General features: G+C 73.2%; 13 protein-coding genes. 8 read left to right on the top strand and 5 right to left on the bottom strand.

The features are described 5' to 3' along the window. Positions 1-154: 154 nt before the first annotated feature. From CXY01_RS15090 to CXY01_RS15105, 4 genes are all read left to right on the top strand, one after another. On the top strand, positions 155-1,636 hold the full coding sequence (locus CXY01_RS15090) for a hypothetical protein (protein ID WP_146928478.1): 1,482 nt from the start codon (positions 155-157) through the stop codon (positions 1,634-1,636). A 246-nt stretch (positions 1,637-1,882) separates the two neighbouring features. Beyond that, positions 1,883-2,131 (top strand): hypothetical protein, encoded by a 249-nt coding sequence (locus CXY01_RS15095; RefSeq protein ID WP_146928481.1) that lies wholly within the window; start codon positions 1,883-1,885, stop codon positions 2,129-2,131. A 164-nt stretch (positions 2,132-2,295) separates the two neighbouring features. Next, positions 2,296-3,246: a 5'-3' exonuclease gene (locus tag CXY01_RS15100; protein ID WP_146928484.1), complete on the top strand. Its 951-nt coding sequence runs from the start codon at positions 2,296-2,298 to the stop codon at positions 3,244-3,246. Between the two features lie 145 nt (positions 3,247-3,391). After that, a complete protein-coding gene (locus tag CXY01_RS15105) occupies positions 3,392-3,934 on the top strand; it encodes a DoxX family protein (RefSeq protein ID WP_222594562.1) in 543 nt (180 codons plus the stop codon). Between the two features lie 4 nt (positions 3,935-3,938). On the opposite strand, the gene CXY01_RS15110 is transcribed toward CXY01_RS15105, so the two are convergent. After that, positions 3,939-4,457, bottom strand: coding sequence for a hypothetical protein (locus CXY01_RS15110; RefSeq protein ID WP_146928487.1), 519 nt, complete (start codon positions 4,455-4,457; stop codon positions 3,939-3,941). 110 nt (positions 4,458-4,567) lie between these two features. On the opposite strand from CXY01_RS15110, the gene CXY01_RS15115 reads away from it, so the two are divergent. The 3 genes from CXY01_RS15115 to CXY01_RS15125 are packed head-to-tail and all read left to right on the top strand — an operon-like array spanning position 4,568 to position 6,390. Further along, entirely contained in the window at positions 4,568-5,050 is a 483-nt protein-coding gene (locus CXY01_RS15115) for a ribonuclease H family protein (protein WP_146928492.1), read from the top strand. A gap of 9 nt (positions 5,051-5,059) precedes the next feature. Then, on the top strand, positions 5,060-5,494 hold the full coding sequence (locus tag CXY01_RS15120) for a hypothetical protein (protein ID WP_146928495.1): 435 nt from the start codon (positions 5,060-5,062) through the stop codon (positions 5,492-5,494). After that, positions 5,491-6,390, top strand: a complete 900-nt coding sequence (locus CXY01_RS15125; protein WP_186813422.1) for an HTTM domain-containing protein — start codon at positions 5,491-5,493, stop codon at positions 6,388-6,390. Before CXY01_RS15120 ends, CXY01_RS15125 begins: the two co-directional genes overlap by 4 nt. Here CXY01_RS15125 and CXY01_RS15130 read toward each other — a convergent pair. From CXY01_RS15130 to CXY01_RS15140, 3 genes are all read right to left on the bottom strand, one after another. After that, positions 6,362-6,874 carry a DUF3806 domain-containing protein gene (locus CXY01_RS15130; protein ID WP_146928498.1) on the bottom strand — a complete coding sequence of 171 codons (513 nt, stop codon included), beginning with the start codon at positions 6,872-6,874 and terminating at the stop codon, positions 6,362-6,364. The genes CXY01_RS15125 and CXY01_RS15130 overlap by 29 nt on opposite strands. A gap of 135 nt (positions 6,875-7,009) precedes the next feature. Beyond that, on the bottom strand, positions 7,010-11,149 hold the full coding sequence (locus CXY01_RS15135; protein ID WP_146928502.1) for a S8 family serine peptidase: 4,140 nt from the start codon (positions 11,147-11,149) through the stop codon (positions 7,010-7,012). A 153-nt stretch (positions 11,150-11,302) separates the two neighbouring features. Continuing rightward, positions 11,303-11,896, bottom strand: coding sequence for a protein-L-isoaspartate O-methyltransferase family protein (locus tag CXY01_RS15140; protein ID WP_146928507.1), 594 nt, complete (start codon positions 11,894-11,896; stop codon positions 11,303-11,305). 41 nt (positions 11,897-11,937) lie between these two features. On the opposite strand from CXY01_RS15140, the gene CXY01_RS15145 reads away from it, so the two are divergent. Then, positions 11,938-13,626 (top strand): GMC oxidoreductase, encoded by a 1,689-nt coding sequence (locus tag CXY01_RS15145; RefSeq protein WP_146928510.1) that lies wholly within the window; start codon positions 11,938-11,940, stop codon positions 13,624-13,626. Here CXY01_RS15145 and CXY01_RS15150 read toward each other — a convergent pair. Next, positions 13,623-13,958, bottom strand: a complete 336-nt coding sequence (locus CXY01_RS15150) for a hypothetical protein (protein WP_146928513.1) — start codon at positions 13,956-13,958, stop codon at positions 13,623-13,625. The genes CXY01_RS15145 and CXY01_RS15150 overlap by 4 nt on opposite strands. Between the last annotated feature and the right edge of the window lie 67 nt (positions 13,959-14,025).

The raw sequence follows: 14,025 nt of genomic DNA on the forward strand, positions 1-14,025 counted from the left end.
GGCAGTAAGGACTGCCGCGTTCGTCGCCGAGTGCCGCGTTCGTCGCGGACGTTCGGCGTCGGTCGGTCAGCCGACGAGCTGGGCGGGTCGTGCAAGCAGCGGGTGTGTCGGGACACATGAGGGGTAGAGGCAACCCGAACCAGGAGGCAGAGCCGTGGACGACCGCACCGAGCACGAGAAGGCAGCCGGCAGCACGCCGGACGCCGCACCCGAGACCGACGCACCCGAGACCGACGCACCCGAGATCGCCGCACCCGACGGTGTCGGCACCGGACCCGACGGTGCCGACGACGTGGCGTTCGCGCGGCTGCAGGCGGCGGACCCGGCGGCAGGTGCGGAGCCGAACGTGCCGGCGCTGTACGCGGCGGTGTCGGACCGGTCGGGAGTGGCCGTGACGGCACCGGGTGACGAGCTGGCAGCTCGCCGAGCCCGCCGGGCGCCGCGCTGGCTCCAGGTGGCGGCGGTGGTCGCGGGCGTGGCGGTGGTCGGTGGCGGCAGCTACGCGTTCGGGCTGAACAGCGCTCCGGAGACGGTGACGGCGGCTCCGCCGATCACGCTGGAGGGCGGGGGTGCGCGCGATGTGGCGGCGCCGGAGCAGGCTCCGCTGACCGACAGTGCGGTCGCGAGCATGGGCGGCGTCGCCGCGGACTCCAAGGCGATGTACCCGTGGTGGGGTGGGCGCACGGTGTTCACGGCGAGCGGGCTGTCGAGCGAGGGTGCGTCCGGCGAGGCCTGGGGGTTCGACGCGGAGGGCACGTTCTCCGAGGCGACGGTCGCGGCGGCGGCTGCGGCGCTCGGGGTGTCCGGGCAGCCGCGGCTCGAGTACGGCACGTGGTCGGTCGGCCCGAACGACGGCTCCGGTGCGTCGGTGTCACTGTCCGCGGACGGCATGGCGAGCCTGTCCTACTACGACCCGACGCGGGACCCGTGGAACTGCGTGCGGTCGGCGCCGGACTCCATCGAGCAGCCGGCGGACGGTGGCACCGAGGGCGACGTCGCGGTCCCCGAACCGGGAGTCGTCGAGGGCCCGGAGTGCACGACCTCGGAGAACGCGCCGACGGGTGACGCGGCGGTCGCACAGGCGAAGGACGTGCTGTCATCCGTCGGCGTCGACCCCGCGACCTACCAGTTCACGGCCTCGACGGATCCGAGCAGCGCCCAGGTCACCAACGTCTCGGCCAGCCAGGTGCTCGACGACCAGCAGACGGGCGTCACCGCGAACGTCACGCTGGTGGCCGACGGTGTCCAGTCGCTGTACGTGCCGCTGGCGCCGCTGGTCGAGCTGGGCACCTACGACACGGTCAGCCCCACGGAGGCCGTGGCCCGGCTCGGCGACCCGCGGTTCGGTGCGTCGGGCGGCGGCGGTGTGATGCCGCTGGCGGCCGAGGGCATGCGCGCCGAGGACCCGGTCACCGCGGAGCCGACGGTTCCCGCGACGCCGGCGGCGGGCAGCCCGCTGGCGTGGCCGGTGCAGGACGTCACGCTGGTCTCGGCCCGCCTCGGGGTCGCGCTGACCACGTTGCCGACGGGTGCGTCGGTGCTGGTGCCGACGTACGAGCTCGCCGACGCGGACGGCGTCACGTGGAGCGTGATCGCGGTGGTCGACGACCAGCTGGACTTCGCCCCGGTGCGCTGAGCCCGGGACGAGCACGAGGGCCGGTCGACGTCGGAGGGACGTCGACCGGCCTCGAGCACCCCATGGCCATCTCACCGGCGAGAACACCCTGAGTCGTGTTCTGGAGACGCAATCCGCGACTCATGGCGTTCTCGATCGGCACCTCGGGTCGGTGGTTGCTGACAGACTCGCGCTCATGGTCGAACGTGCAGACAAGCTGCTCCTGCTCGACACCTCGTCGCTGTACTTCCGTGCCGGAGCGTCTCGGTGCTGATCCGGATGCGCCGCGTCGGTCAACGGCGCTCTTGGCCGTTCTTCCAGACTCGTCCGGCCTACGAGATCGTCATCGCAGAGGGAAGCCACGAGATCTTCAACGGCACGACGACGACGCCGTCACCGGTCCTCGTCTCTCGAGGGAAGGTCCACACGACCGACTCCTACGACTGGATCGCCGCTGCCGACCAGGCTGCCTCACAAGGCGAAGCCTGGGTCACCGATCCCTTCGGAGGACGTTGAGGTGGCACAGAAGCTGATCCTGCTGGACACCGGCCCACCCCGATTCCTCATGCGAGAGCCCGCACACTCGACGGACGTTCGGGTCTGCCGGCCACCAAGCACGCGGGCAAGTCATGCCACGACGTCAGCGACCCGGCGGGTCCGGGGCTGACAGACTCTCGGCCATGGCCGAACGCACCGAGAAGCTCCTGCTGCTAGACACCGCGTCGTTGTACTTCCGCGCGTACTTTGGGGTGCCCGAGTCGGTGAAGGCGCCGGACGGGACGCCGGTCAACGCGGTGCGGGGGCTGCTCGACATGATCGCCACGCTGGTCACGGCCCACCGGCCGACGCGGCTGGTGATGTGCTGGGACGACGACTGGCGCCCGCAGTTCCGGGTGGACGCGATCCCGTCGTACAAGGCGCACCGCGTGGCGGCGGAGGTGCCCGGCACGACGGGCGCGGAGGAGGTCCCGGACACCCTGGCGCCGCAGGTGCCGATCATCGCGGAGGCGCTGGCGCTGCTCGGCATCGCGCGGGTCGGCGTGCCCGGCTACGAGGCGGACGACGTCATCGGCACGCTGGTCGCGCGCGAGGTGGCGAAGTCGGACCCGGCCGTGGTCGAGGTGATCACGGGGGACCGGGACCTGTTCCAGCTGGTCGACGACACGGTCCCGGTGCGGGTGCTCTACACGGTCCGGGGCATCCGGGACCTGATGACGGTCGACCAGGCGGTGCTGAAGGAGAAGTACGGGGTGCCGTCGGGCCCGGCGTACGCGGACATGGCGGCGCTGCGCGGGGACCCGAGCGACGGGCTGCCCGGGGTGCCGGGGATCGGGGAGAAGACGGCCGCGCAGCTGATCCACCGCTACGGCTCGCTGGTCGGGATCCTGGCCGCGCGGGACGCCGGCGACGCGGGTCTGACGGCGACGCAGCGGAAGCGTCTGGTGGAGGCGGCGGACTACCTGCAGGTCGCTCCGGCGGTGGTCCGGGTGGCGCCCGACGCGCCGGTGGGCACGATCGACGACCGTCTGCCGACGGTCGTCGCGGACGCCGACGGGCTCGTCGCGCTGGCCGAGAAGTGGGGCCTGTCGTCGAGCGTCAAGCGCGTGGTGGACGCCCTCGCGCTCGGGTAGGCCGCGGGTGAATGCCCAAAACCGGGCGTATCAGACATCGGGGCCTCTCCTCCTGGTCTGACGTGGTTACCGGCCGGTAGCCGCGTCCAGCCGGGGACGACACCGGCACCGCACCCCGTCGGGTGCTGACCGGAAAGGCACCACCATGGCCTCGGCCCCCACCCTGCGCACCCCCGCCCGGCACGCGCCCAGCCCTGACAACACGTTCGAGCCCGACGCCGCGCCCACCCGCTCGGTCGTCGACGCCGCGATGGCCGGGCTGGCGACGGTCCTCGCCCGCTACTCGATCACCGCCCTGCGGATCAGCCTCGGCCTGGTGTTCCTCGGGTTCGGCGTCCTCAAGTTCTTCCCGGGCATGAGCCCGGCGGCGGAGCTGGCCGAGCGGACCATCGGCACGCTGACGTTCGGGCTCGTCGGACCCACGGCCGCCCTGCTGCTGACGGCCGTCCTGGAGACGGTCATCGGGCTGACCCTGGTCACGGGCCTGTTCCTGCGGACGGGCCTGGTAGTCCTGGCCGGGGCGCTGGTCGGCATCATGTCGCCGGTCGTGCTGTTCTTCGGCGAGCTGTTCCCGGCCGGCGGGCCGACCCTGACGGGTCAGTACGTGCTCAAGGACGTCGTCCTCGCCTGCGCGGCCGCCGTCGTCGGTGCCGCTGCCCTCGGTGCGCGGCTGCGCCTGCCCGAGTGACCCGTCAGTCGTTCACGAAGACGTCGGGGCCCGCCTCGCGCCAGCCGCTCGCGGCGGCCGGGGCGGGTCCCGACGACGCGACGACGAGCAGGGTGTCGTCCACCGCGACCCGGGCCGTCGGCGTGGGCGGCGCACAGGTGAGTGCCGACAGCTCGCCGGGCTGCACCGTGACGACGCAGAGGGAGCCGGCGGAGCCGACGGCGGCGTAGTGCCGCCCGGTGGACGTCTCGGTGAGGAACCGGGTGGTCTGCCGGTCCACCCGCAGGTCGCCCAGCTCGTCCGACGTCAACCGGTCCTGCGACGTCTGCTGCGCGGCGAACTGGGGCAGCAGCATCGACGCGTCGACCGGGGTGTCGGCGAGCAGCGAGCCGCCGCGCGCGAACACGAAGCCGGCGGCCACGAGCAACGCGGCCGCGACGAGGACGACCGGGGTCACCAGCGCCGGACGACGACGCGCGGTCCCCACGGAGCGGAAGTCGTGGAACGTCTCCGAGAACAGGTCCGTGTCGTCGAACGTCGTCATGCGGACACATCGGTCGATCCCGCCGCAGACGTGAGCGGTCGTGTACCGAATGACCCCGTTCGGGCGAGTGGCACGGTCTCGCCGTCGGGGGCAGGGCAGAATCACGTCCCGTGATCACGGTCAGCACGGACGGCTCCTGCCTGCGCAACCCCGGCGGCGCCATCGGGTGGGCCTGGGCCAACCACGACGGCTCCAGCGCGAGCGGCGGCCACCCGTCGGGCACCAACCAGGTCGCTGAGCTCATGGCGGTGCTGGAGGCGATCTGCTCGCACCCCGGCGACCAGCCGCTGGTGATCCAGGCCGACTCGCAGTACGCGATCAAGTGCTCGTCGGAGTGGGTGGCCGGCTGGAAGCGCAAGGGCTGGCGGACGGCCGGCGGCGGTCCGGTGCAGAACCTCGCGCTGATCCAGTCCATCGAGGCCGCCATCGCGGACCGGCCGGGTCCGGTCTCGTTCGTCTGGGTGCGCGGCCACCGGGGCGACGAGTTCAACGAGCGTGCCGACGAGCTGGCGGGGATCGCCGCGCGTGGTGTCCGCGACGGCGTGCCGGTGCCGGCGGCCGTGGTGGCGCCCGAGCCGGACGTCCTCTTCTAGGGCGACCCGGTGCCGTCGCAGCAGGACCGGGAGGCGCGGGTCGGGCGCGCGGTGACGTGGTCGATCCTGGCCGCGATGGCCGTCGCCGCGGTCGGGCAGCTTGAGGTCTGGCCGCTCACCGCGTTCCGGCTCTTCAGCGAGGTCAGGACCGCCGACCAGACGCGGCTCGAGCTCGTCGCCGAGCGCCTGGACGGTACGGAGGAGCCCCTGCTCGTCGCGGAGACCAACCCCGTCCTGGTGACCACCGACCGGCAGTACCCGGACCTGGTGCGGGCTGAAGAGGACGAGCGGCGCGGGATGGTCCTCGCCTGGCTCGACGTGTCCGGTGTGGACCCCGCGACGGTCGGATCGGTGCGGCTGGACCGGATCGACCGCGCGTACGACGAGGACACGCACCTGTGGACCGACCGTGGCCGGACGACCGTCGTGGACGTCGACCTGTGACGGGGCTCTGGCGGCGGATCGACCAGCGCCTGGTGGCGCCGGGTCCGGGGTTCCGGGTGGCGGAGGTGCAGATCCTCCTCGCGGCGGTCATCGCCCTGCGCCTGGCCACGCGCGACTGGACGCTGGTGGCGGAGCGTCCCGCCGCGCTGCGCGACGGTCTGACGGTGCTGAGCTGGTACACCGGCATCCCCGCGCCGTGGGCGCTCGTCGTCGCCCAGGTCGTCGGCCTCGGATGCGCCCTGCTGGTGCTGGCGCAGGTCCGGCCGCACCTGGCGTTCGTCGGGCTGTGGGTCGCCTACACCTCGCTGACCGCGCTGTGGGGGAGCTCCGGCAAGGTCATGCACAACGACGTGCTCACGGTGCTGGTGGCGGCCGTCTTCCTGTTCGCGTCCGGCCCACCGAGGTCCGGCTGGTCGGAGGTCCGCGTCCGGTACGGGTGGCCGCCGCGCGCGGCGCTCGCGGTCCTGGCCTTGGCGTACTTCGTGTCCGGCGCGCAGAAGCTGGTGCACAGCGGACCGGAGTGGGTGTTCGGCGACACCATGGTGTGGGTGCTGCGGCTCGGCCTGTCGGCACACCTGTCCGGCGGGGTCGAGCCGGTGGGCCAGGACCTGGCCCACGTGGTCGCGGAGCACGGGTGGATGGCCGTGTCGCTGGCGGGCGGGGCGCTGCTGCTCGAGCTGACCGCCCCGGTGTGGCTCGCGATCCGGCGCACCAGGATCCCGTTCGTGGCTGCCGTGACGCTGATGCACGGCAGCATCTGGCTGTTCATCGGCCTCGACTACTCGGCGTGGCCGCTCACGGTCGCCGCCGTCGCGGTGCCGATGGCGCTCGCACCGGACCGCGCGCTCTGGCGACGGCCCGCTGCCGTCAGTGCGGCTGGTGCGCCCCGGCGATGATCTCGAGGGCGCCGGTCGACGCCTCGTCGACGTACTGCGCGACCCAGCCGACGGGCGCCTCGCCCCACGCCTGTGCGACGGCGGCGACCGGGAACACGACCAGGTCGACCTGCGGGTGCGTCAGCACCAGCTCGGCGGAGCCGTCGCCCGGGGCCGAGCCCCACAGGAGCGCGGGCACGCGCTGGGCGACGAGGTCACCGAGCGACACGCCGAACGCGTGCACCAGCGACTCCGGGTCCGTGCGGTCCTGCACCTCGGACTGCAGCCAGATCGCCTGCACGCGGTCGAACAGGTCACCGAGCGTCTGCGTGTCGACCGTGCCCGCGCACAGACCGGAGATGATCTCCCGGTGCTGGGCGGCCCACACCAGCTCGGCGGCGTTCAGCGGCTCGACCTGCACGGAGCGGCTCTCGTCGGCGGGCGCGTGGGGGTGCGGTACGACCTGTCCGTCGGACGGCCTCGCTGCGCGTCTGAACAATCCCATGTCCTCTCTATCGACGCCGGATGCTCGGCGCTTGAACACGATCTGCCGGGTCGCTCGGTCGGCGGGGTCCCCAGGACCGACGAGGGCCGCGCCGACCCGGAGGTCGACGCGGCCCGTGTCAGGTGAGCCGGAGGCTCAGCTCTTCACGGTCAGCGTGTGCGCCGCGACCGTCGGCAGGTACCCGCGGTCACCCGTGTAGTACGCGATGACGACGCCCGACCGCTGCGCCGCCGGCAGGGTCACCGTGGCGGTGCCGTCAGCGAGCGGCACCGTGGCCACCCGCTGCAGGCCCATCGTGAACGTCACCGAGCCGGTGGGCACCGGAGCACCCGCGCGACCCGACAGCGTGAGGGTGACGGCGGCCTTCGTGCCCTTGGCCACCGTCCACGAGTCGGCCGTGAGCTTCGCCGACGTCGTCGCGGGGATCACCCGGTACGACCGCTGGGTCTGCGAGCCCTTGACGTCCGCGCTGCCCGCGTACACGGCGGTCAGCTGGTGCGTCCCGGCGGCGAGGTCGGCCGGCAGGGCGATCGTGGCGGTGCCCTGGAGACCGTTCACCGTGAGCTCCCCGGAGCCGAGCACCTTGCCCTTCTCCTTGATCTCGACCGTGCCCGTGGGCGCCGTGGACGCGCCGGTGACGACGACCGTGGCCGTCGTGGCCGTCCCGTACGGGGCCGAGTTCCGCGACAGCGTGATGGCCGTCGTCGAGCCCGACTTCGCGATGTCGACGGGGACGACCGCCGACGTGGACGGCGCGTACAGCCCGCTGTCCGGCGTGAACGTCGCGCTCAGCGAGTGCGACCCGGCACCGAGCTTCACCTTGGCGGTCGCCGTGCCGGCCGTGACGGCCGACGAGCCGATCTCCGTCTGCCCGTCGTGGAACGTCACCGTGCCGGTGGCCTCCGCCGGGGCGACGGTGGCCGTGAGGGTGAGCTCCTGCCCGGCCTTCTTGCCGCCCGTGACGGCCAGCGTCGTGGTCGTCGGCGTCGCCGCCGGGACCGTGACGTCGACCACCTGCACCCGGGAGGCCGTGTCGGCGTTCAGGTGCTGGAACACCAGCAGCTGGGCGTCGGCCGCGCCCGTGCCCTTGTGCACGGGGATGGTGACGCCGTCGTCGCCGAGCGTGGAGAACGTGCCCGGGATGTCGTTGTCGAACCAGAACGGCGGGTCGTACGGGTTCACCGTGAACGACTCGGCGGTGTCGAGCACGCCCGAGTCCGCCTGGGCGTAGTCGGAGTACGTCGACACGGACACCGTCGGGGTGGACCCCTCGGGGATGCCCGCCCAGTCGAGCCCGATCGGGGCGACCAGGACGTTGCTGTCGAAGACACCGGAGTCGATGCTGCCGGAGAACCCGTTGATGAACTGGACGTCGAGGTTCTCGCCCGTGTCGTAGTCGAACGTCGCGGCGATCGTGACGTCGGCGTCGGCGTTGTACTTCTGGACGACCGTCTCCAGGTCGAAGGCGCCGTCCCCGTCGATGTCGATGTCGATGACGGGGATCACGTAGCGGCCGAGCGTGGCCCACTCCCCGTCGGTCGCGATGCCGATGCCCAGCAGGCCCGTGGTCGGGTCGCCGCCGGCGGCGGCGATCGACGGAGCGGTGGACGCCCAGCCGACGTACCGGATGTCACCGGCGGCGGTGGCCGACGGCGAGGTGACGAGCCCCGGGGTGCTCTCGAGCTTGGGGCTCGCGGCGCCGAGGTTCAGCGGGGTGGTCAGCGAGTACCAGCCACCCGACGCCACGCCGCGACCGGAGATCGCGAGGTCCGCCGTCGCGGCGGCGGCGTCGGCGAACACGACCGGGGAGGCCGTCAGGTCGGAGACCAGCCGGGGTGCCGCCTGGAGCGGGACGCGCAGCTCCGACGACCCGGAGGTCAGGACCAGGCGGCCCGAGACCTGGGCGACGTAGTCGCGCGGCACGCCCGCCTGCTCAGCGGCCGACGTCGGGTCGAGCTCGCGCTGGAGCGTCGTCGGGTCGGCCGTCAGCGTGAGCGTGACGACCGCCGACCTGCCCGGTGCGAGGGTGATCGAGGCGGGGGAGGCCGTGATGGTGGCACCGCCCGCGGTGGACGAGCTCGACACCGACGTGGTGTACCGCTGGCTCGTCGTGCCGAAGTTCTTCACCGTGACGGTCTTCTTGGCGACGACCGTCGTGTCACCCACCGGCACGACACCCCAGGTGACCGAGGTCTGCTCGGGCTCCTGCGTGTTGTAGGCGATGACGTTGGTGTTGACGGCGTCGAACGCGTCGACGCGACCCGCACCGACCCGCTCGGGGCCGTAGGCCGTGCCGGTGCCGCCGGGAGCCGTCCAGATGTCGTGCGTGGCGGTGTTCACCACGGCGGCCTTGACCTGCTGGGCCTCCCAGCTGGGGTGGGCCGCGCGGACCAGGGCGGCGATGCCCGCGACGTGCGGGCTCGACATCGAGGTGCCGGACAGGGAGTTCGGCTCGTTGCCGGCGCCCGAGGCGGCCGACAGGATCTGCGTGCCGGGAGCGGCGACGTCAGGCTTGCCGTGGCCGAGGGAGCCGTGCACACCGCGCGACGAGCCGCCGTTGAGCATGTCACCGGCGATGTCCTCGACGACCGTGCCGGCCAGCCCGGGGCCGATGTGCACCGTCAGCGTGCCGGCCAGGATCTCCGGGAGCAGGCGGTCCGTCGTGGCCGCGGTCATCTGGAAGCCGGGGATCTCGGCGTTGCCGGAGATGCCGGCGGGGAACGGGGTCAGCTCCGTGGGCAGCAGCACGCCGACCGCACCGGCGGCCGTCGCGTTGTTGAACCGGACGACGGACCCGCAGCGGCGGGCGGTGTCGTCGTCGTTCCACCACAGGTAGGCGACCTTGCCGGCGACGGCGGCGGCCTGGGCCGCGGTGAACGCGGTGCAGCCGTCGAAGTTGTTGCCGGGGTTGCCGACGGGCGCGGTGACGTCCGCGCCGCCGTACGCGACCGAGTTCTGGCCGGAGTGGATGCCGACGAGCGCCGGGTCGGCGGCCGCGGTGACCTCGACGCCGTCGTACGTCTGCGGGGCGCCGACCGAGTTCGCGACGGTCAGGGCGCTCGCGGAGTTGCCCGGGCTGCCGCCGATGTCGGTGACGTCACCGGCGTTGCCGGACGAGATGACCATGACCGTGCCGAGCGCGGTCAGCGCGTCGATGAGCAGGTTGTCCGGGTCGTCGGCGGGGGAGCCGTCGCTGCCGAGCGACATGTTCACCACGTCGAGCCGGTCGCTGAAGTCACCGTCCGCGTTCGGGTCCGCGGCGCGGTCGAGGGCGAGCGACGTCAGGTTGGTCGAGCCACCGATGTCACCGAACACCTTGAGCACGAAGATCCCCGCGCCCGGTGCGGTCCCGGGGCCGACCATCCAGTCGGACACGTCGGTCAGGCCGCTGTAGTCGCCGTCGAACGTGGTGCCGTCCGGCAGCACGCCGTAGCCGGCGGCCGTGCCGGACACGTGCGTGCCGTGGCCGCTGTTGTCCGACAGGTACGTGGCGTCGATCGGGTTCTCGTCGGGCGCTGGGACGGGGGTCGCGCCCTCGAGGTCGTCGCTCGCGCTGTACAGGGCGCCGGCGAAGTCGTACCCGCCGATGAACTTGGCCGGGTCGTAGAAGCCCTCGGGGACCGGGCCGGAGCCGTCCTCGCCGTAGGCCTCCTCGTACGCCTCGACCGTGCCGGGGCCGCCGAAGTCGGCGTGGGTGTAGTCGAGACCGGTGTCGATGACGCCGATGCGGACGCCCTCACCGGTCTGGCCCGTGTCCTGCCACACCTTCAGCGCGCGCGTGAACTCGACGTTGTGCGCGTTCGTGGCGGTCTTCGGGGTGACCCGGTAGACGGCGACCACGTCGGGGGACTCGGCCAGCGCGCGGACCTGCTCGGCGTCGCCGGTGACCAGCGTGCCGGCGACGAGGTTGGTGAGCGTCGCGATCTGCTTCGGGGCGGCCGAGGCCGAGCGGGCGGTGGCCTGCTGCGGGACGACCTCGTCGGCGAGCGCCTCGGCGTCCTGCGCGGCCGCCTTGACCTCGGCGGGGGTGCCGCCCTCGGCCGTGACGTCGCTGCCGGACTTGGCGTCGAGCTGCACGAAGGCGGTGACGGTGCCGTTCGCCCCGACCAGGTCCTTCGCAAGCTTGGCGTCGAGCCGCCCGTCGATCGCCCTGGCGTCGCCTGCGGTCGGTCCGTCCGGTGGTGGGGCCGCCGACGCGCTCCCGACGCCGAGTAACGCGGTGGTGACCGCGACGGACAGAGCAGTGACTGCGGCGAGGACCGGTCGACGTGGCATGTGCGCATCCCTGGCTTCGAGGAGGACCGAGATGCGTGCATCCGTACGTGACGGTAGTCACATAGAGGCGCACGCTCGGTGCACGTTACTGGCAGGTACGCCATTCGTCACCTTCTGGCGAATTGAACGGTTCGCCAGGTATCCGTGCCGCCCTCAGCGCAGGGGGACGAAGGTGTACGACCCGTGCGTGGTGACACGTGTGCGGCCCGCGGTGCGCTCCACGAGGTGCATCGTCGAGCGGACCGGGATCACCATCCGGCCCCCCTCGGCCAGCTGGTCGACGAGCACCTCCGGCAGCGAGCGCGGCGACGCCGACACGAGGATCCGGTCCCACCCGCCGTCGACGGGCCGTCCGAGCGAGCCCGGGGTGGCCGGCTCGATCCGGGCCCAGGGCAGGTCGCAGGCGGCGAGGTTCCCGGCGCCCCAGCCGGCCAGCTCCGGGTCCAGCTCGAGCCCCAGCACCGCACCGCCCGGGCCGACGAGCCGTGCGAGCAGCGCCGTCGTCCAGCCCGAGCCCGAGCCCACGTCCAGGACCCGCGCGCCGACGGGCACCTCGAGCAGCCGGAGCATCGACGCGACCGTGCTCGGCTGGGAGCTGGTCTGCCCGTGCCAGAGCGGCAGCGGCCGGTCCTCGTGCGCGTGGGGGTGCTGGTCGGCGGGCAGGAACCGCTCGCGGGCGAGGACGCGCATCGCGTCGGCCACGTCGGCGGCGCGCGTCGGGTCGGTGTCCTCGGGACCCTCCTGCATGGTTCGAGCCTACGATCGGCGCACCTGTCCGGGGAGGTGCGGTGGCCGAGTACGACGTCGTGGTGGTCGGGTCCGGGTTCGGTGGGTCCGTGGCGGCGCTGCGGCTCGTCGAGAAGGGTTACCGCGTCCTGGTGCTCGAGGCCGGTCGCCGGTTCACCGACGAGACCCTGCCCCGCACGTCGTGGGACGTGCGCCGGTTCCTGTGGGCCCCGCGCCTGGGCTGGCTCGGCCTCCAGCGGATCCACGTGCTGCCCGACGTGGTGGTGCTGGCGGGCGCGGGCGTCGGCGGCGGCTCGCTCAACTACGCCAACACGCTCTACCGTCCGGCGTCCGACGCGTTCTACCGCGACCCGCAGTGGGCCCGCATCACCGACTGGCGCGCGGAGCTCGCGCCGTTCTACGACCAGGCGAGCCGCATGCTCGGGGTCGTCGACAACCCGACGCACACCCCCGCCGACGACGTCGTGCGGCGGGCGGCGCAGGACCTGGGCGTCGGCCACACGTTCCGGCTCGCGCCCGTGGGTGTGGTCTTCGGGCCGCCTGGCGAGCAGGTTCCGGACCCGTTCTTCGGTGGCGCGGGGCCGTCGCGTCGCGGGTGCCTGGAGTGCGGCGAGTGCATGACGGGGTGCCGGCACGGCGCGAAGAACACCCTGCCGACCAACTACCTGTACCTGGCCGAGCGGGCGGGCGCGCGGGTCGTCGCCGAGACGACCGTGACGTCGGTCCGGCCCCGGGGCGCGGAGTGGGAGGTGGTGACGACGCGGACGGGCCGGGTCGGCGGTGACCGGACCGTCACCGCCGGGCAGGTGGTGCTCGCCGCGGGGACCTGGGGCACGCAGCACCTCCTGCACCGCATGAAGGCGGACGGGACGCTGCCCCGGCTGTCCGACCGGCTCGGGGTGCTCACGCGGACCAACAGCGAGTCGCTGGGCGGGGCGGCGACGCGCTGGCGCGGCTGGCGACGACGCCCCGACATGACCCGCGGCGTCGCCATCACGTCCTCGGTCCACCTCGACGACCACACCCACCTCGAGCCGGTGCGCTACGGGCGGGGCTCGCAGCTGATGGGGCTGCTGAGCACGGTGCTGACCGACGGCGGCGGGCGGGTGCCGCGGCCGGTGCGCTGGCTGGGCACCGTCCTGCGGCACCCGGGGCAGGTCGCCTCGATCGTGCTCGGGCTGGGCAGCTGGTCGCAGCGCACCGTGATCGGGCTCGTGATGCAGACGGGCGGGGCCTCGATCACGGTGCGCCCGCGGCGGACCTGGCGCGGCACCACCGGGCTGACGTCGGTGCCGGGCGAGGGGGAGCCCAACCCGACGTGGATCCCGGCCGCGAACGCCGCCTACCGCCGGATGGCCGTCCACCTGGGCGGGTTCGCGGCGGGCGGCCTGGGTGAGGTGGCCGACGTGCCCATGACCGCGCACTTCCTGGGCGGGTGCACCATCGGCCGGACGGCCGACGAGGGCGTGGTGGACCCCTACCACCGGGTGTTCGGGCATCCCGGGCTGCACGTCGTGGACGGGTCGACGATCTCGGCCAACCTGGGCGTCAACCCGTCGCTGACCATCACGGCGCAGGCCGAGCGGGCGTTCGCGCTGTGGCCCAACGCGGGCGAGCCCGATCGTCGGCCGGCACCGGGGGAGCCGTACGTGCGGCTGGCGCCGGTGCGTCCCGTGCGGCCGGCGGTCCCGGCGTGGGCGCCGGGGGCGCTGCGCCTGACGGTGCTCTAGCTGCTCGACCCGGCGGCCGCGACGACGGGGATCATCCCGGTGCGCGGCACGTCGGCGGCCGACGCGGCGGGGACGAACTTCGGCTTGCGTCCCGGGCGACCCCGCTCGCGACGCATCTCGATGCCGTCGAGGGTGGTCGCCCGCCACACGGCGCCGCCGTTCAGCCGCCCGTCGGGCTGCGGCAGCCACGGCACCTTGCGGGAGAGCCAGACGCGGATCGTGGCGTGCTCGACACCGAGCCGCTCGGCCAGCCGGGCGATGTCGTAGAGGTCGTCGAGGCCGCGAGGCGGCGGGGGCTCTGCGGACGGATCAGCGGGCGGTTCAGGGAGCACGGCGGCATCGTATCGGCCCGAGCCTATGAATTATGTGACGGACCCGTAACGAGATCCTCACGAGATC

The organism is Cellulomonas xylanilytica (assembly GCF_007989805.1).
GTDB classification, from domain to species: domain Bacteria; phylum Actinomycetota; class Actinomycetes; order Actinomycetales; family Cellulomonadaceae; genus Cellulomonas; species Cellulomonas xylanilytica.